The 17812-nt window shown below is 68.1% G+C and carries 14 protein-coding genes and 1 pseudogene; 10 read left to right on the top strand and 5 right to left on the bottom strand.

Translation table 11 applies throughout. The annotated features are described in order from the left end of the window. The first annotated feature begins 158 nt into the window (after nt 1-158). Both ACFWXQ_RS32455 and ACFWXQ_RS32450 read left to right on the top strand, forming a co-directional pair. A complete protein-coding gene (locus ACFWXQ_RS32455) occupies nt 159-1058 on the top strand; it encodes a hypothetical protein (protein WP_383936531.1) in 900 nt (299 codons plus the stop codon). Nucleotides 1059-1169: 111 nt separating this feature from the next. Next, on the top strand, nt 1170-2987 hold the full coding sequence (locus ACFWXQ_RS32450) for an Hsp70 family protein (RefSeq protein ID WP_383936467.1): 1818 nt from the start codon (nt 1170-1172) through the stop codon (nt 2985-2987). A gap of 74 nt (nt 2988-3061) precedes the next feature. On the opposite strand, the gene ACFWXQ_RS32445 is transcribed toward ACFWXQ_RS32450, so the two are convergent. Further along, on the bottom strand, nt 3062-3670 hold the full coding sequence (locus ACFWXQ_RS32445; RefSeq protein WP_386269746.1) for a hypothetical protein: 609 nt from the start codon (nt 3668-3670) through the stop codon (nt 3062-3064). 30 nt (nt 3671-3700) lie between these two features. On the opposite strand from ACFWXQ_RS32445, the gene ACFWXQ_RS32440 reads away from it, so the two are divergent. From ACFWXQ_RS32440 to ACFWXQ_RS32430, 3 genes are read left to right on the top strand one after another with little or no spacing between them, the layout of a single operon-like run. Continuing rightward, on the top strand, nt 3701-3937 hold the full coding sequence (locus ACFWXQ_RS32440; protein ID WP_386269744.1) for a hypothetical protein: 237 nt from the start codon (nt 3701-3703) through the stop codon (nt 3935-3937). Beyond that, the gene (locus ACFWXQ_RS32435; RefSeq protein WP_383936463.1) at nt 3934-5079 is read left to right on the top strand and encodes a hypothetical protein; all 1146 of its coding nucleotides are present in this window, start codon (nt 3934-3936) and stop codon (nt 5077-5079) included. Before ACFWXQ_RS32440 ends, ACFWXQ_RS32435 begins: the two co-directional genes overlap by 4 nt. Then, nucleotides 5079-6293 carry a patatin-like phospholipase family protein gene (locus ACFWXQ_RS32430; RefSeq protein ID WP_383936461.1) on the top strand — a complete coding sequence of 405 codons (1215 nt, stop codon included), beginning with the start codon at nt 5079-5081 and terminating at the stop codon, nt 6291-6293. The genes ACFWXQ_RS32435 and ACFWXQ_RS32430 overlap by 1 nt, the downstream gene beginning before the upstream one ends. A gap of 714 nt (nt 6294-7007) precedes the next feature. On the opposite strand, the gene ACFWXQ_RS32425 is transcribed toward ACFWXQ_RS32430, so the two are convergent. Then, nucleotides 7008-7547 carry a GNAT family N-acetyltransferase gene (locus ACFWXQ_RS32425; protein WP_383936459.1) on the bottom strand — a complete coding sequence of 180 codons (540 nt, stop codon included), beginning with the start codon at nt 7545-7547 and terminating at the stop codon, nt 7008-7010. Continuing rightward, nucleotides 7544-8827 (bottom strand): XRE family transcriptional regulator, encoded by a 1284-nt coding sequence (locus ACFWXQ_RS32420; RefSeq protein ID WP_383936457.1) that lies wholly within the window; start codon nt 8825-8827, stop codon nt 7544-7546. Before ACFWXQ_RS32420 ends, ACFWXQ_RS32425 begins: the two co-directional genes overlap by 4 nt. Nucleotides 8828-9067: 240 nt before the next feature. Between ACFWXQ_RS32420 and ACFWXQ_RS32415 the strand changes: the two genes are divergently transcribed. The 4 genes and pseudogenes from ACFWXQ_RS32415 to ACFWXQ_RS32400 all read left to right on the top strand — a co-directional run bounded on the left by ACFWXQ_RS32415 (nt 9068) and on the right by ACFWXQ_RS32400 (nt 11296). Then, nucleotides 9068-9514, top strand: coding sequence for an ATP-binding protein (locus ACFWXQ_RS32415; protein WP_383936456.1), 447 nt, complete (start codon nt 9068-9070; stop codon nt 9512-9514). A gap of 607 nt (nt 9515-10121) precedes the next feature. Next, nucleotides 10122-10301 carry an FxLD family lanthipeptide gene (locus ACFWXQ_RS32410; RefSeq protein ID WP_016825826.1) on the top strand — a complete coding sequence of 60 codons (180 nt, stop codon included), beginning with the start codon at nt 10122-10124 and terminating at the stop codon, nt 10299-10301. Nucleotides 10302-10519: 218 nt separating this feature from the next. Next, nucleotides 10520-10864: pseudogene (locus ACFWXQ_RS32405) on the top strand (lantibiotic dehydratase); the annotation flags it as partial. 348 nt (nt 10865-11212) lie between these two features. Next, nucleotides 11213-11296 carry a Vmc-like lipoprotein signal peptide domain-containing protein gene (locus tag ACFWXQ_RS32400; RefSeq protein ID WP_383936525.1) on the top strand — a complete coding sequence of 28 codons (84 nt, stop codon included), beginning with the start codon at nt 11213-11215 and terminating at the stop codon, nt 11294-11296. A 218-nt stretch (nt 11297-11514) separates the two neighbouring features. On the opposite strand, the gene ACFWXQ_RS32395 is transcribed toward ACFWXQ_RS32400, so the two are convergent. Continuing rightward, on the bottom strand, nt 11515-11757 hold the full coding sequence (locus tag ACFWXQ_RS32395) for a hypothetical protein (RefSeq protein ID WP_383936454.1): 243 nt from the start codon (nt 11755-11757) through the stop codon (nt 11515-11517). A gap of 148 nt (nt 11758-11905) precedes the next feature. Here ACFWXQ_RS32395 and ACFWXQ_RS32390 point away from each other — a divergent pair, with 148 nt between their 5' ends. Continuing rightward, entirely contained in the window at nt 11906-12403 is a 498-nt protein-coding gene (locus ACFWXQ_RS32390; RefSeq protein ID WP_383936452.1) for a hypothetical protein, read from the top strand. 1200 nt (nt 12404-13603) lie between these two features. Here ACFWXQ_RS32390 and ACFWXQ_RS32385 read toward each other — a convergent pair. Continuing rightward, entirely contained in the window at nt 13604-17587 is a 3984-nt protein-coding gene (locus ACFWXQ_RS32385; RefSeq protein WP_383936450.1) for a CHAT domain-containing protein, read from the bottom strand. Nucleotides 17588-17812 lie beyond the last annotated feature (225 nt).

The following is a 17812-nucleotide window of genomic DNA, read 5'->3' as shown; positions in this document are numbered from 1 at the left end:
CTGACCCCCACCAACACACCGGTGATCTGTCTCCGGCTTCCGGCGCGGGACCGTGTCCTGGTGCACGCTTCGTCGGGGATGTTGAGCCTTGGATCCCCGACAGACGGGACTCGGCCGCCGTCGCTGCGGCCTTCCGAAACACCGCTTGGCAGCTGAGGTTGCTCGGACGCGAGGTCCCCGCTCGCGTCGTACTGCCCGCGGTGGCGGAACAGGTGCGCACGCTGAAGGAGATCGCCCTCACCGGGCGCAACCCCGACCGCGCCCTGCTCCGTCTCGCCGCGCACACCGCGGAGTTCGCCGGATGGATGGCCCAGGAGAGCGGATCGGAGGCGGCCGCGCGGTGCTGGACGGCCGAGGCCGGCCGGCTCGCAGCCCGGTCGGGCTTCAATGACCTGCGTGGCTACAGCCTCGTGCGGCGCGCGGAGTTGGAGATGTATGCAGGGCGCGCCGACGCCGTGATCGAGCTGTGTGAGGCGGTCTACCACCACCAGTACGGGCCACGTGTCCGTGCCCTCGCCGCGCAGCGCGCTGCTCAGGGCCATGCGATGCGGGGCGAAGAGCTGGGCAGCCTTCGTGCCCTGGACCGGGCGCGGACCCTGTGGGCCTCTCAGCCGGATGAAGGACCGGACGGCCTGCTGCTCGGTTCGGCGACCATCGGGGATCCGGCGCAGCTGGTGAGCGGCTGGTGTTGGCTCGACCTCGGCCGGCCACGGAACGCGGTGGAACTGCTGCGCACCGGACTCCGGCCCGCCCGTACCTCGCAGGGGCGCCGCATGCGTGCGCTGTTCGGCGCGCGGGCGGCGAGAGCCCTGGCGGTAGAGGGCGAGTTGCACGAGGCGGTACAGCTGGGCCGCCGATCGCTGCGGAGCGCGGACATGACGTGGTCCGCGACCGCGATGACTGAACTTCGCCTGCTGGCAGGGACGTTGGAGCAGTCCCCACGCCACGGGCCGGCCACCGAACTGGTATACGCCATCCGCTCCCGGTCCGCCCATGGGTCGACGCCCCGGGTCCGGGCGGGGTACACGACCGACAGCGGCGAGGAACCGGCCGGATAGGCAACACCGCAACACCGCGACCGCCGGACAGTCCAGCCTCACACTGATGGCACCGCCGCGTGCGGCGTCCAAGGGGCGGCGTCGTAAGCCCGTCAGCGGTCAGGGGGGCACATGACACAGGACAGCGCGCGGGCGAGCGACAAGGTGAAGGTCGCCGCCGCTGTTGACTTTGGCACGTATGGAACGGGTTTTGCCTGGTCGGTGATCGATTGGAAGAACGAGAGCCCCGAGAGCCGCGAGATCAGATACCCCAGCTACCGCTCCGCCGGGGGTATGACCCGTTCCAAGAACCTCTCCGCCGTGCTCACCACTTCTGACGGGGAGGTCGCTGAATGGGGACACAGGGCCCGGGACCGCTGGCAGCGCCACGTCAGTGGCCGCGACGCCGGATGGGGCTATGTGACCGGCTACAAGATGGCGCTCCGGGCCGACAACGGAGAACTGGCGGTCACCCAGGCCTCGGGCAGGGCCGAGGTCAGCAGCATCGACGCGGTGCGCACCCTGGTCGTCGGCGTCCTCTCGATGGTGCGCAGCGCGGCCGAGAAGGACATGGCCGCCTCCGGGTATCTGTCCGACGAGGTCCGCTGGTGCCTGACCGTACCGGCGATCTGGGACGAGGAAGACAAACAGTTCATGCGGGACGCCGCCGTCCGGGCAGGATTCCCCGCGGACGATGATCGGTTACTGCTGGTCATCGAGCCGGAGGCCGCAGCCATCACCGGATTCCTCGGCCTGGGAACCCTCATCGACGGCAGCGGGCGCACTGATCAGGTGCCCCTCGCCAAGGCCGGCACCCGCCTCATGGTCGTCGACTGCGGTGGGGGCACGATCGACATCACGGCCTACGAGTCGCTGCGGGACGACCAGATCCGGCTCGGCGAGATCGGCAAGGTCTGCGGCGGCCGACTCGGATCGGAATTCCTCAACCACGCCTTCCGCACCGAACTCCTGGCCGACCGGCTCGGCTTCGACATCGCGTCGAGGCTGGCCGGTGAGTACCCGGAAGAACTCCAGCGGATGGACGACCAGTGGGAGAAGTACAAACTGGGCGACATCCTCACCGTGCGGGACAGCGACGGCAAGCTCCGGTTCGACGAGTCGGCCCGTGTCTCGGTGGACGTTCCGGGGGAGATCTGGGAACTCCTCACCGAGGAGCGCAGGAAGGAACTCGAGGAAGTCTCCGGCAGGCGCTACCGCCTGACGTACTCGGCGGCGGACGCGCAGAAGGTCTTCGACCGGTTGATCGATCCGATCCTGGACCGAGTGGAGGAACAGCTGACGGCCGTGGAGGCCACGCCCGCCATGGCCGGCGACGGGGGTGTCCCGTACGAGTGCATGCTGCTCGTCGGAGGCTTCTCCGCCTCCGGCTACTTGCGTGACCGGGTGCACGACCGGTTCGGCGGGCGGATCCGGGTGCTGCGGCCTCCCAATCACGAATACGCCGTGCTCGAAGGTGCCGTGCACTACGCCTACAACCCGGACATGATGGTTTCCCGCCGGGCCCGGTACACCTACGGTGTGGAGATGATCATGCCCTGGGAGGAGTCGGACGGCCCTGAGCGGCGTAAGGACATCTACGGCGAGCCGAAGTGCGAGGGGAGGTTCCGCCTCCTGGTGACCCGTGGGCGGCCCGTTGAGATGGACGAGGGCGCCAAGATGAGCTTCAGCCCCGCCTACCGAAACACCAGGAACGTCCATCTCCGTTTCTACCGAACGACGGCGAAGCAGCCCCGCTATGTCACGGAAGGAGGTTGCGAGCGGATCGGGTCGATCGCGGTCGACGTGCCCGTCCAGCACCGTAAGAAGAGCAACGAATACGACTTCACGCTCCGCGTGTACTTCGGCGGAACGGAGATCAAGGTGGAGGCCGTCGACGACCTGACCGGCCAGGTGACTCCGGGAACGATCACGTTCGACCGCATGCACTGAACGGCGTACGCCAGCCCCGAGGAGGGCAGCCCATGAACGACCAGTGGGGATGCGAGGACGGGCCCGCGGCCGGCTCACCGCGCGGTCCCGACTCCACGGCTCTCGCGCCCTTCGCGGAAGGGGATCCGCAGTCTGTGACGTGGGTGGAAAGCATCTTGAAGACGATCACCGGAAACCGAAGAGAACTGAAACAGGACCTTGCCGACCAGGAGAGGTCGGTGGAACAACTCGCAGGGGAGCAGCGTGCCGCGACAACGCGGCTGAACAAACTCGAGAAGCGTCTGGACGCTTGCGAGGGCGAGCTCGCGCATGCCGTGCAGCAACTCGAAGGAGCCCGGTCCGCTCTGAGCAGGCTTCAGGACGACCAGATAACCCGTCATGAAGAGCTCAGTCGCGAGTGGTCGCGGCTGCTGAACGGTGACGACCTCAGGACGCTGGTCGAGAAGGCCGTTGCCCGACCCCGGTCGACGGCTGTCGGCCATGCCGCCGGCCAGTCCGTCGATGCCCACCGCGCGCTGCTCCGGGCCGAGGCCCGCCAGCAGCGATCCTGCGCGGAACTGCTGGTGGGGGGGGAAGGTGTAGACCGGGACAGGCTGGAGGGACTTCTCGTGCCCGAGGGCCCGGACGGCGAGCGGCAGCGAGCGGCCGTGGCGGAACTCTGCGACAGGGCCGACACTCTGCACCGAGCGGCGAGCCACCTCAGACAGCGCCCGGTGTTCGAGTTCGAGCGGCCCAAGACCGGTGTCATCCCCGAGACGGTCACTCTCTACTCGCCGGAATGCGGCTTCGGCCGCGAGGCCGACATCGTCGTACTGCCGGCCTACCGCCTCGGCGACCAGCGGCTCAGCCTGCCCGTGGTCCTGACAGCCGCCCGGTTGCGCCCCGCCGCACCCCGGTCCGCCACCACCCGGGCGGACAAGGCCACCCCCTCCGGTCAGGGGCCGGCATGACGCTCATGGATCTGCGGGTGCTCGCCGAGAAGATCCCCCTCGCCACCGACCGGGCCCTGGTGGAGATCGTCAATCACTCGGAGACGGCCGCCCATCTCGCCGACCACCGGGCGGGGGAGGGCTTCTTCCGCCGCCACTGGTCGAGGCTGACCGGCGCCGACCGCAAGCGCCAGGTCCAGGGCGCCCAGGCCTTGGCCGGCGCCCAGCGCCAGACCGTCGGCGTGGTACGGGACCTGGGAGAGCATCTGTCCTTCACCAACCTGAATGTCGCCTTGGTGGCGACCCGTCTCGACGAACTCGCCCGGGAGACGGAGGACGGTGGCCGACTGGCGCGCCAGAGCATGGAAGAGGTGTCCGAACTGGCCTCGATAGTGGCCTCTTTTATGGACGTGACCACCCGCCGGCTGGACACCCATGACACGGCCTTGCTGGAACTCGAACGCCGACAGCTCCACTCGGAACTCTGGCAGGCGTCCCGCGACACCCTGGACACCTTGCTGCGCCGGTGGCATTCGCACGGCGTCTACCGCTCCCTGCCCTGGCCGTGTCAGGTGCTGCTGCTGGCCCGCCAGCTGGCGGCTGGAAAGCCGGGAGAGCACGAGTCGGCCACCCGGGACCGTACCTGGCGCGAGCGGCTGGCCGACGAGGCGCTCGCCGATGCCGCCCTGGCCCGGGTACGGGGGCGACTGGGCTGGCAGGAGGAGCGCCTGCCGCTGGCAGCACTGCTCTCCCACGTCCTGGACGAACTCCCCTCCGCCGACGACCGGCTGATGACCGCGGAACTACTCGGTGCTGGGGTGCTCGAGGAGCTGCGCCCGCCGCACGCACCGTTCGCCCTGGTGATGGCCCGCACCCTGGAACGGTCAGTGCACCAACCCGACGACTCAGTGGAGGTGGTGATCGGGCAGGCACGGGAGGACACCGCACGTGAGTGCCGGAAGCCGGCCGGGCTGCTGACCGTCCAGGAGTTCGTGCGCTGGGCGGTGGACGAGCAGGCCGACGCGGCCCGGGCCGCACGAGGGCGGCTGGCCGACAGGCTGCCACCCGGCAGGCCGGGAGTTCCGGTGCTCCCGCGCCATGCCAACGGTGTCGGCTCCCGGACGCTGCCGGAAGCGAGCCCCGTGCCGGAACGGAACGGCTGATGCCCGGAGAGCCACGGGGCGGGGGAGAGCCGACGGAACAGCGAGCGGCCGAGGTGCCAACGGGCGGTGTCGCTGACAACCGCCCGCACCGGCCGCCCGCACTGGCCGATGACGTCACCGACACCGCTGCCCTGGTCGCCCGGGCGCGGGCGCTCGCCAAGCGTCCGGTGCCGCCCATGGCCGTACGGAGGGACGAGCGGGAGCCGCTGCCGCTGCCGCTGCCCGCCGTGCACCGGGTCGGGCTGGTGCTCGCGGGGGGCGCGGCGAAGGGCGCGTACCAGGTCGGGGCGGTGCGGCGGCTGGCGGAGGAGAGGATCGAGTTGACGGCCGTGGCCGGGACCAGCATCGGAGCGCTCAACGCGGCGGTCCTGGCCTCGTCCCCCGACCTGGCCGCGGGCTCGACCCGGCTGGTCAGCGCCTGGGGGTGGTTCACCGCGCGCTTCGGGGAGGGACCGTTCGGCGAGCCCGGGCAGGAGGACGCCCTGGCCTCCCAGTTCGGCAATCTGACACCGCGCATCCTGCGGATCCTGACGCGGCGCGGGGATCTGGAGCGGCTGGTCCGCTCGAACGTGGATGTGCCCGCGCTGCGCAGCGGCATCCCGTGCCGGGTCGCGGTGTACCCGGTGGAGATGCCCATCCCGCATGTCTTCGTCCGACTGCGGGCGGCACAGACCGCATCGCACTTCCTGCGCCGATGGATGGGATTCCGCTCGCGCATGGTGGAACTGAACGCGCTGCCCGCGGAAGAGGTGGTGGACACGGTGCTGGGCAGTGCGGCTCTGCCGTTCCTGTTTCCGCCCCGCAGCGCGGGCAGCGGCTACTACCGAGACGGTTTCCTCGGCGGGGACAACACGCCGATCCGGGCGCTCGCCGATCTGGACGACTGCGACATCGTCATAGTGGTGCACTTGTCCCCGGGTGAGACGCTCCGCCGGGGAGACCACGAAGGGTTGACCCTGCTGCAGATCAGGCCGGACCGGCCCCTGGTCCCAGCGGGTCCGCTGGGCGGCGTCAGCGGCCCCCTGGACTTCTCGCCCAGTCGCTTCCAGGCGCTGTATGAGCAGGGGTACCGAGATGCCGATGCGCAGATGAGTAGGGTGAAATCCGTGCTGGACGGGGTGACCGGTGTCCGACACAGCGCCTCCCTTATGGCCGAGCGGGTGCAGCGCGCTCTCGACCGACCGTGCCGCCCACCGCTCGACCAGGGCGGCTGAGCCCCGAGGGACGATGCTCGGCGGCCGAGGCCTGCAGGAAGCCGCCGGAAGCTTCCGGAGGTTGGCGCGGGCACGCGGTACGAGCCGGGCTGCGACCTCGGCGATCGCTTCGTAATCAGTCACGGCGACTGCGCGGGTCCAGTACTTCGCAGGCGATAGCCTGTCTACCTTGGCCTGTAGGGGCGCACTTGTGATCGGCTCAAGGGCAACAGCATCGGCGCATAGCGGCTTTGGGCTGGAGCTACTTTGGCGCGAGTGATCATGACCCCCTAAACTTCTGGCGCATCGGGCAGTCTGTGGACCTGCCCAGTGAAGCAGGACCTTGGGGCCGTGATCTTCGAGGCTCGCGCCAAAGTGGCTGCGTAAAGCAGCGGAGCCGACCACCCCAGCCACGACGTACCCCATCTCTGACATCAGGCGGCTTATCGCCAAGGGTGCGGTACCGGCGTCGACCGGGCTGGAGCGGGGCGAGACAGGAGCGCGGGCTCGGCCGGCGCCCGTGCCGCGCGCGGTGAGCGGAGCGAGCCGCCTTGAAAGCGAGTAGAGAAAGTTTGTAACTCAGTCGGACTGCTGAGGCTCGAAATCATATGCGCAGGCTGCCAGTTCGACGCTCTGTCGGTGTGCGAGGGGCACGAAGAGGACTGGGCGGATCGTCCAGGTGATGCGGCCGACGGCGTGGATCAGTGAGGGGGAGGGGTAAGTGGGGGACGTCGGTCAGGTACTGGCGCGGACCATCACCCTGAGAACGGGCGAGGCCGGTGACGGCTGGCTCTGCCCGATGTCCTCGTACCCCCACGACTTGTAGAGGGCATGGACCTTTCCGTCGCCGGCGGCCGGGTTGACCATGAGCGTGACGTATGGCTCGTCGCGTAAGGCGAGGAGAGCGTCGTGGATGCGGCGGGCGGTGCCGGTCTTCCTCCAGGCCGGCCGGACGCCGATCTCCTTCAGGGCCAGGGCCGGGCGCTCGGTGTACTTCTCGGCTGGCGTCGGGCTGATGCGCTGCCAGTAGCGGTCGCCGTGCTCGATGGTGTTGCCGTAGGCGTAGCCGACCGGGTGCCCGTCGGCGTAGGCGAGGGCGGCCGTGAACCCCGGCTCGGTGCCGTGCCGGTCCAGGCGTTCGCCGAATGCCGTGACGGCGTAGTTCGGCAGGTGGAGGAGCGGGGCGCGCACGTCGGCGTACACGTCGAGGAGGTCGCCGCGGGCTGTGTCGAGGGTGGTGAAGGTGCGCAGTTCGATGGCGGGCGCCGTGGTCATGCGGCCATCCTCCAGGTGGCGGTGTGCTCGGTCCAGGTCTGCACGGTGGAGCTGCCCGGCGCGGTGGCGCGCAGTGCGGCCCCGAACTCCTGCAGCATGCGCGTGACCCGGGCGTGCTGGGTGGCTGCGTCGGAGGGGACCTTCATCGCGGTGGCCGTGGCGGCGTCGGCGTCGCCTTGTGCGAGCTGGGCGTGGGCGAGCCGGGTCGTGGTGATGGCCCTGGATCGGATCATGTGGGGCCGGAGGGAGGACAGGCAGCGGTGGGCATGGTACTCGGCGGTCGAGTAGTCGCCGAGCGCCAAGTGTGCGCAGAGGGCAAGGGAGTTCAGCTCGGCCTGGTCGTAGAAAGCGAGCATCCAGACCGGCCGGTAGTCGGCGGCGTCGGCACGCAGCATGGCTTCCTGGGCCTGCCCGAAGGAGCGGCGGGTGCCGGTGCGATCCTGCGCTGTGCCGTGGATGGCGCCCTGGCGGGCCAGGCCGAGGGATGCGAACAGGGGGTCTCGGCGGGGGAGGTGCAGGTTGCGGGCCACGTCGTTGGCGGCGATCGCGTCGGCGGGACGGCCCATGTGGCGGTACATGGTTCCCGCGTGACTCCAGATGCGGAACTTGATCGCCTGATCGCCGGACATCTCGGCGAGCGCCTGGGCCTCGCGCATGTGCGCCTTGGCGACGTCGTAGCGCCGGCCGTCGATGGCGGCCCACATCGCGGAGGAGCGGAAGGCGGCTGCGGAGGCGTAGAGGTTGCTTCGTACACGCTGGGTGGCGCTGCCGGCGTTCTGGAGGTTGAGCGCCTCGTCGGCGAGGGCGGCGGCCCGCTGCTCGATGCCGAGTTGTCCGCCGTGGCGGTGGTCGCTGGCGATGATCTCGGCGAAGCGCTTGTTGAGGCGGTTGACGTCGCTCATGCCGATACGGCGCGGCGATGTGGTGCCGGGAGCGGCTGCTGCGGCGGCAGCCGCCGCGATGCTGCCGACGAGAGTGCGGCGCTTCATGTCGGGGTCCTCCTGCTGCGGTGGGGCCGGGGTGGACGAAGGCCGGCCCCGTGGCACGAACCCCAAAGCGACGGCGGGTAGTCCGGTGACGCCCTCAAGTGCCTTGCGGGCAGCTGACTTTGGCCACGTGACCCGGCCCGCTTTCCATGCCCGGACCGATGAGCCGTCGAGCCCTCCAGGGCGTCCGGTCAACCGTTCAATGGCCCTGTTCACGGCCTCGGCGAGGCTGTTGGAGCTGTAGCCGTGTTCGGTCATCCACGCCTCAAGAACGGTGTTGCGGGTGGTGTCCATGCGGGCACGGTAGTCCGCGCGATTCCCACCCGCCAGGTAAAGAGGAGGTCAAAACAGCCTAGGTCGGTCCGTCTGCTGAGTGCCTGAACGGCCTAACCAACCTGCTGGAAGAGGGAGTTGTCTGGGTGCTGGTCGCCCGCCGAGCCCCACTGTGCGGCGGCTGTTGACGGCCCGGCCCGCCCCCTGAGTTCCCCCGCGGGGGCGGGCCGGGCGCCGAGACGACACGAAGGCTCCACCCCAATGACGAGTCTGAGAACACCAGTTGAGGCCCTTTCCTTCGGCCACCCCAGATACAGCCAGACCTTCCCGTGCGAGCCGTCCACGGCCGACCTCGGCCGCGAACTCGTCCGAGACGTCCTCGGGGTGTGGCGCCTCGATGGCCTCGTCGACCGTGCGGCACTGATCGTCACGGAGCTGATCGCGAACGCCTCCAGGCACACTCTGTGTCCCGATATCCGCCTCACGGTTGTACGGCCGAGCGCGACACGACTGCGTGTCGGGGTCGTGGACCGGGAACCGTCGCGTCTGCCCGTACTCAGCCAGGCGGCTGATGACGACGAGTCGGGGCGCGGGCTGCTCCTTGTTGACGCTGTCGCCGACCGCTGGGGCTACGACCTGCACGGCTCAGGCAGACGCCCCTGGGGCAAAGAGGTCTGGGCCGAACTCCGCACCGAGGGCGGCAAGTGAGCATCCCGGCCACGGCACCCGCGCCCCTTCCGGACCTCGCCCGACTCCGGCCCCGCCGGCAGATGGCCATGGACTGCGCCCTCTGCGCCCGTCCACTGGGAGCGAGCGGTCGACGGCTGGGCGAGATACGCCACCGGGGCCTGCCGTTCCAGCTCTGGGCCTGCGCTCCCCACTGCCAGGCCGCCAGATCGACCATCCCGACCAGCTGAGAAAGGGGACGTCCTCTCATGGAGAGTGGCCGTGGATCACCGGCGACGGCTGGATCGGCTGCGGGCGTACCGGAGTCCTGGTGATCTGGCTCGGCCCGGTGCAGTGGGATGGGCAGCACGCCTCCTTCTACGCGTGCGAGCTGTGCCTCGATCGCCTCAAGGCCCAGGCGCTCGCCTACTTCATGGGACGGCGGCCGACGTCCGCTTGATCAGACTCCCGGCACACGACTTCCCGGCGTGAGGCAGACAGCCCGCGAGGACTTCCTACGCGGAGCACGTCACCTCGTGCCGGGCGGCCAGGAGCCGTCCGGGGAGCAGCCGTCTGGCAACGCTCCCGTGACGGCACCTGGTGGGCGCTCCAGCCCAGTAACACCACAACGATTGCGAGGAGTTGAAGCATGACGCGCAGCACCGTAGTTCCCAGCCGCACCGAAGTACGCCCGCAGATTCCGGGGGCATCGGACGGCTTCGACCTGGACGTATCCCTCGTCGAGATCGCCGACCCGGCGGGCCTGGTCAACCTGACCGACGACAACTGCGGGTCCACCTGCGGGGCCTGCACCACCAACGTCGCCTGACCCGGCTCTCAGGCCACTCCGGTCTGGTGCCGCCGCGTCTCAGTGCGGCGGCACCAGCCACTCGGACCCCTCACCTACGGAGGTACTTGGTGGTCGCTCCGCTCGCAGCGTTCCGCACCGGTTCCACTGCTCTCTTGCGCGCAGTGGCCCGGCCCTCGCTGCCGTTTCCTCCATGCCCTGACCTTGATGACCGCTCGCCCAGCGGTTCGTCTGCCTGTGTGGCGTGGCTACGCGCGGTCTGGGCGGACAAGGATGTCGGCGAGGCACTCCAGCACTCCAGCCCGGTCCTGGCCGCGCAGGTACGAGCCCTGTGTACGGCCGAGCACCCCGCCGTCCGTGACGTGCAGCATGCGGTGCTGTCCGTGGCCAGCTACCTGCTGCGGGCCCAGCACCGGGCTACGCCTTTCGGCCTGTTCGCCGGCGTGGCCACTGCGGAGTTCGGCCCGCAGGCGCGGGCCGACTGGGGCGAGGAGCACGTGGCCGTCGGCCGCGCGGGAGCCGAGTGGCTGGCGGCCCTGGTCGCACGGCTGGAGTCATGCCCGGACCTCCTCGAACGGCCGCCTTGGCTCACCTTCTGTTCACCGAGATCGCCACGGACCGGCAACTGCAGGACTGCCGCGAGCTGGTGCACGCCTGTGCCCTTGGCTTAGGGATCCTCCCGGACGAGCTGCGACGAGAACTGACGGCGGCTCTGCGCGCCAGCGACAGCGTGATCCGGAAAAGCCTCGAAGGGCCCTCCGTCCCTGGAAGTAAAATCCTTATGGGGAGGGCGTGATGAGCGCACGGACTTGGGTGCCTTCGTACAGAGCAGGCGGTGGTTTAACCGCTTTCTTTACTGCGGTTTGAGGTTGAACTTCCAAAGTCCGAGAATTCGGTCTCGCTCCCAATAATCCTCGGGTACCAGTTGAGTCATGAGGGCAGGCGAAGGCTCCTCGCTCAGTGCCCTGATATCGCCGCCATCGGTGGTTGTAGCTTGCCGGAATCGCGCCGTGTAGAGGGTACTGAGTGCTCCGAAGAAGGCAAACCCCTGTTTGGCGATCTCCCGCATTTGGTCTTTGTCGACGTCCGGAGCGAAGTCGTAGTTGATCCGTGTGACTCGACCGAGACTGTCGAACTGCGCCCACTGTGTCGGTATCCAACCGCTGTGCCACGCTAGGAACCACGCCAGTTTCATTTCTTGGCGGGTTCGTGGCGGTCTTTGGGGTTGTGGCGGTCAGGGGCGCCGGGCGACGAGGAGGTAGAAGTGGAGGGCTCCGGCTAGGGCGAGCGGGGCGATGGCGGAGATAGCTCCGACGGTGATGTCGTCGAGGGCGAGTCCGTTGTGGCGGGTCTGCTGGTTGAGGCGGATGGTGGGCAGGCTTCCCAAGGCGCTCGTGTGGACCGAGGAGCGCATCCTCCACTGGAGGCGCACCGGCGAGAAGCCCTCGCCGGTGATGGTCTGGACGCCGGAACACACAGGCCTCTTTGACGTAGCCGAGGACCGGTTGTACGCGCTGTTTCACCTGGTCGCCTTCCGCGGGCTGCGGTGAGGTGAGGCATGCGGTCAGAGGTGGACCGACACCAACCTGAGAGCCGGCCTCCTCGCGGTCGCCAAGCAACTCGTGGTGAACGGCTGGGAGGTGTACGAGGACGATCCCAAGACCGACGCGGGGGCGCGCACCATCGACTTCGACTCCGACACGGTCCAGGCCCTCACACGGCACCGCGCCCAACAGGACAAGGACCGCGAGAAGTGGGGGAGCGCCTGGGTGGAGACCGGAAGGGTCTTCACCCGCGAGAATGGAGAATTGCTCCACCCCGCCAACGTCACACGACGATTCATCGAGCTGTACGAGGAGATCGGCCTCCCGCCGGTCCGGCTCCACGACCTCCGTCACGGTGCCGCGACCCTGGATCACGCGGCGGGTGCGGCCCGGCTCGTGCCGCGGGCACGGGTCACATCCTGGGACACCGGACCCGAGGTAGATCCTCAGTCCGAGGAGGCGGAAAGTACTATGCAGATGGTGCCGATCTGTTGGGAGATCCTCAGGCAACCGGCCGCCGTCCGTCCACGCAATCGGCGCCGAACGAGGAGTTCGAGGACGGATGAATCTGCTACCTAGACCGCAGGTCAGATCGGTAATTCGTTGTGCCTCGACGGACCCGAATCTGCGGCATCCGCCTCCGAGATACCTTTGGGTAAGCCCGTGACCGGTGAATAGGCCGACAATCGAGGCTCTGGCTCGGATCTACCTCTTCGTATAACCCGCGTGCTTCTGGTGTCTCATGTGCGCTGAAACTGCTCTGCTAAGCGCCCGAATCGCCCGGCGAGGCCCACTCATACGGCACCGGGTCTGAGACAGTGGGAAGGCTACGGGACAGTACGGCACTCAGGGTTGCGCCGCAGTCCGTCTCTGCCTGTGCGGTCGTCGGCGGAGTAAACCCCAGCGCCCGGTAGAGCCGCACACGATGAATAGCGAAGAGGCTGGCCACGTGACGGCAGTACGCGTCGACGCCAGCCCGAATAGAACGGTGCGCGCCCCAGACGAGCAGTACGCATACCGCCACCCACAGCAGCCGCGGTAGCACTCCCGGGATCACGGCCGCCCAGAGAGCGGCGCCCGCCGCGCACACAAGCCCTTGTACCCGGGCAAAGACGCGGGTCGCAGCGACGGTTAGTTCGCTCCGTACGGGTGCTTCTAGGGCCTTCACGAACGGGTCCCAGCAGACGGCGAGGTCGAGTCCGTATGTGCGACGTGCTTCGGCCGACACCGAAACGAGGGCGTTGCCCACAGACGTAGGGAGCAGGCGGTGGGAGTCGGTCATCCGTGGGTAGCGCGCATATGCGGCCCGCCTTCGGGTGGCGCGCCAACCGTTCTGACTGTGCCAGGCATCAAGGTTTTCGCCGTTCAGGCCGGCGGGTGGCGCCTGACGCCAGGTGGCGAGGTCACTGCGGCGGGCGCGATGCCGGGCTATGCGGTGCCGGGTATACGCGAGAGCGATCTTGGAGGTACCCCAACGGCCGGCGAGTATCTCGAGTGCGAACCCTGCCGACGCTGACAGTGCCCACGCCGAGATCACGATGACCGCGGTCGCCGCCGCAGCCCAGAGGATTGGCCCCAACGGCCTCTGCGCAGCGATCGTGCACAGCACGTCGCTGTGACGCTCAGGCAGGCGACATGGGTCCTTGCCTGAACCCCGCCGCCACACCACGGCCAGCGCACCCGCCAGCCAGAACAGAAGCAGGGGGCCACCCATGACCGCACTCCACCGCTTCGCGATGGGTTCGAGGAGTCCTTTGACCAGGCCGCCCAACTCTGCCCCTAAGCCAGAATGAACGCGTTGTCGGGGTGGCTCGGGCAGCAGTCGGCGTCGAACGGGGAGTCCATATCGCCGTCGGCCTGCTGGATGCAGTCGTCCAACGGACACTTCCATACGATGGCGGATGGATCTGGCCCGGGGAGGCTTGCGAAGATCGGCAGACGAAGTCCCGGGCTGCCGGGCGCCGAGCCGGCGTTGGAGCCCTCACTTTCTGGGAGCCTGGCGACAGCGGAGGAGACGACCGAGCCCTGAGTGGCCGATGCGTTTCCGAGACCCTGATGGACGAATGCGGCCCAGGACGAAGGGTCTCCAGCCAGGGCCTTGGCTTTGGTCTTCTTCCCTCGTGCTCGGGCCCGGGCCTCCCGCAAAGCACGTAGTTGCGCCGTGCGCAGTGCCTCGGCGGGCGGCAGTCCCTCCAGATTGAGTAGCGTGTGAAAGTCACGCATCAGAGCAGCGGTCGTAGCGTCGTCCACCGCCCACAACGACCCCACTACGGCCGCCGCGCCTGCTGCCCCGAATGCTGTGGCCAGACTCAAGGCGCTGTCATAGTGCGCTCCCGGTACGGCCGTGGCACAGGCGGACAGCACGACTAGCGGTGCTAGACCCGGCCTTTGGCTATCCCATCGGAGTCGGTCGAGAACCGTGGCGACGCTGAGCCGTTGCTCGTTCGCCAACACCAGGTGCGACTCGTTGGCGAGTGCCAGACTGCGCGCGTGGCAGGCGAAATGGGCCACCGGGTATGCGGGTGAAAGATCGTCGAACGTGTCACTCAGTGCGGACAGCACTGCTCGCGGAGTAGCGGGCACCGAGCCGGGCTCGCCGGATCCGCTGAACCGTCGGCCCTTGGAGTAATACCAGCGGTAGACGTCCTCGCCCTCCTGGCGGGCATGCGGTAGGTCCCGGGTTGGGTCGACGACAACCACGCCACTTCCCGTGAGTGGCAGGAGGGCACGGAAGGCGTACCAGGACAGAGCTCGTGCTGACGGCGCGTAGGTGAATGCCATCGACTCGATCGCGAAGCGGTGTCCCCATCCGCCGGGTTCCTTCACACGGTGCCGGGCCGCGTGCCATGGCACGAGGCCCAGGGGCCCGGGCGGAATAACGGCGACGCGCGGTGTACCTTCGATTCCTACGGTGGCGAGATGTTCGTGCAGTGCCCCGATCGCAGCCTTCCAGGCCCAGTCGCAGACATTGCGTATTGCCGTCCGCCGGGATAGATCGTCTGGCGGGTTCCCGGTGCCTTGAACTCGTAGTTGGCTGTCGTGCGCTGCCGTGAAATGAACCAACTCGGTTGCGTTCAGTCGAAGGAGGGGCAGCCGCAGAGAAGCGATGCGCCCGTCCCAGAGGGTGATGAGAGCCCAGCCACAGTGCCGTCCGGCGAAGAGATGCACTACGGCATCGATGCCCAGCGATCCACACCACTCCGCAATGTCATGCGCCGTGGGTGCGGGAATGACGTCACGAAGGGCAGCACGCACAGACTCCCGCATGTTCTCTGGTAGGGGAAGGCGACTGCGCCCGGAGACGGCCTCGGGTAGGGCATGGCGTGGGTCGGCGTTGGCCAGTCGGCCGACTTCCGCGGCATCGATCGCGACCCGGGTTTCCATACCCTGCTCCTGTAGGGAGGAAAGGGCCCGTAGGGCGATCCGGTCACCGATCACGTCTGCTCCTGCGGCCGCTGCCGCCAGCACAGCCCGACCCGACTCCGTGACTTCGAGGGCGGCGTGGATCTCACCGGCCTCCAGACACCAATGAGCAAGAACGTCGGCCTTGGCCGTAACCAACCGGGCCTGCACGACTGGCCCGGCGTCGGGGTGTTCCATCACGACATCGACTACACGATGGTGAAGCTCGTCCCGGATCGCTTCGAGGTCGCCGCGGAGGTCGTGCGTCGCTCGTGGTCGATGAGGCCGCCTGTCGTCCGTGGCCCGCTCCTCCAGGGCGGCGTGAGCTTGCCGCCACGCGTGGGCGTCAAGATGACTATCGTAGTCGTTCTCAGCCCGCCGAAGGGAACGCGCGCGGCGCTCCCTGTCCAGTGACACGGCTTGCTCCAGAAGGCTCGCAGCCCGTGCTTTGACCCTCTCCCGAGGGCCGGGATTAACCAGCACCTCCGTGAGAGTCACAACTGCGGTTTCCAGGGTGCTGATATCCGAGGGGTCGCCCCCTTCGCGGCTCAATACTGGGGACGTTCGTGCCTCATAGAGCGTCAGTAGTGCGTGTCCGTACTCGACGGTCTGTAGTGCTAGCTGTTCGGCTGGCTGGTCGGACCACCCCAGGCAGTGCTTAAGAAGATCGGCTGCGTGCCTTGCGTCGTCCGGCGCACGCAGCACGTCTGCTCGGGCGAGCAGGCACTGAGCGAGCTGGAAGGCTGCCGGGAGGTGTGCACCTTCTGGCCCCACAGCAGTTCGAACCGCTGCGACGGCGGTCAGGACTGCGCTGTCCAGAGCACGCAGGTCGCTGGCGCGTAGATATTCGGCGTAATGTGCAGCGGCGAGTAGGGCGTCTGAGGGCGCATGGCTCAGGAGGCCGCGAGCGGTGTGCAAGTCCGTGGCGGCGCCGATGAGTTCATAGCGCCGCAGCAATGCCTCACCGAGCTTCTTACGCCACCTCGTACGGTCTGGGCTCGACTCCGGTAGGGCTGGGGACTTCAAGCCGAGGGTGAGGACGGTGACTAGCCGCTCTAGGGAGGTGGAGTCGCCCTGCCGTTCGAAGAGGAGCCGCAGAGCTGTGGCGAGAGCTCCTGTCCACTCCGTCCATTCGACCGGGCCGCGTTCCTCGGAAGCTGCCGGGTCCAAGGCGCTGTCCAGGGCATGCACGGCTCTGCCAAGCAGGTCCGGCTCGGCTGAGTGCTCACACATGGTGAGGCAGCTGTAGCCGAAACTGGCGTACACCGCGGATGGGGAGGTGCCACGAGCATCGCGTAGATCGAGCGATGTGTGTGCTTGCAAGATGCCGAGATGTGTCTCGAACGCTTTCTCCAGATAGGGAACTTCATGCGAGATGGCGTAGTAATACCGCTGCACAGCCCCTACGGCTCGTAACCACCCGTTCAGTGCGCCCCGTTCGATGCTCAGCGAGTTCAGGTCTTTGGTCTTCCATAGTGCGTCGGCGGCAGCCTTCAGATCTTCGCTGTCACCGTCGGCATCGTGCCGCATTCGTAGGGCAACACCGAGCACCCCCGTCCACACTAGGGACAAGTCTCGATCGTCGACGCTCCGAGCCAGCCGCGCCGCTGCCCTGGCATTGCTCACCGCATGTTCGAGGTCGGAAGGTCGTTTGAGGGCCTCGTAGCGCAGAAGCAGGGCCTGAGCCAGATCGCCGAGCGTGTAGCTCCGTCCCCGAGGATGCCCGTCGTTGGTGCTGGCGTCGACGGCAGTCTGCAACCCGTCGACCGCCTGGTTCAGTGCGCCAGAGGCTCGGGTGCGGACGCACTGGAGGAGGCGAGCGCGGTCACTAGGGGAGAGCTGGATGTGCTCGATGGGCGGGGTGCTTCTGACCTCTTCCAGGTGCGTGTCAAGTGCGTCGCGTAGCTGGCAGGTGTAGACCAGCAGGGCGAAACCCAGGGCTTCGCTCTCATAGCCGCGGGCGGTTTCCAGGCTGGGCCGGAGAGCCCGGTAGGCGGTTCGGCTCTCACTGGCTTGTACGCGAAGAAGGTCGTGCAGCTCGTCAAGCCGGGACACATCCGGTTCGGAGCGGTCCTGGAGCTCTGCATTTTGGGGCCGGGCATACCTGGCCGCGTCGGAGAGGTGGCCCAGCCGCTGCCGCAGGGCCGGAATGTTGGAGCCGAGGGCGTCAGCTGCACCTAGCGCCGCGAGGGCGTCGGGGAGAGCGCCATCGGGCGCCGCGCTCTCGTATGAGTCGAGGGCCCGTTCTCCGATCAATTCCGCACGCGTGCGGACGGGCAGTTCTCGCTCGCTGCCCTGAAGCCACCGTGCCGTGAGCTCTTCTACAACGGCGACGAAATGTTCACGCCCCACTTGCGCCACTGCTGCCCCTCCCCGTACTGCTCCGGCAACGAGGGAAGACTAGTCGAGCCAGGAGCACCCTCGCTGCGGATCGCCGGGGGTTAGTGGGCTGCCGGCGGCACTCGTCCGACACGACAGCGGTGTCTGTGCCGACTGATGCTGATCAGGCGGGAGAAATATCGGGCCTTGGCGGCCCGTCCGCTCACGCAAACGGCCCCGGACGAGGAGTCCGAGGCCGAGTAGAGC

Source organism: Streptomyces sp. NPDC058697 (assembly GCF_042715345.1).
In the GTDB taxonomy this organism is placed as follows: domain Bacteria; phylum Actinomycetota; class Actinomycetes; order Streptomycetales; family Streptomycetaceae; genus Streptomyces; species Streptomyces liliifuscus.
The sequence above is the reverse complement of the archived record's forward strand: the minus strand, read 5'-3'. Positions and strand labels throughout refer to the sequence as shown.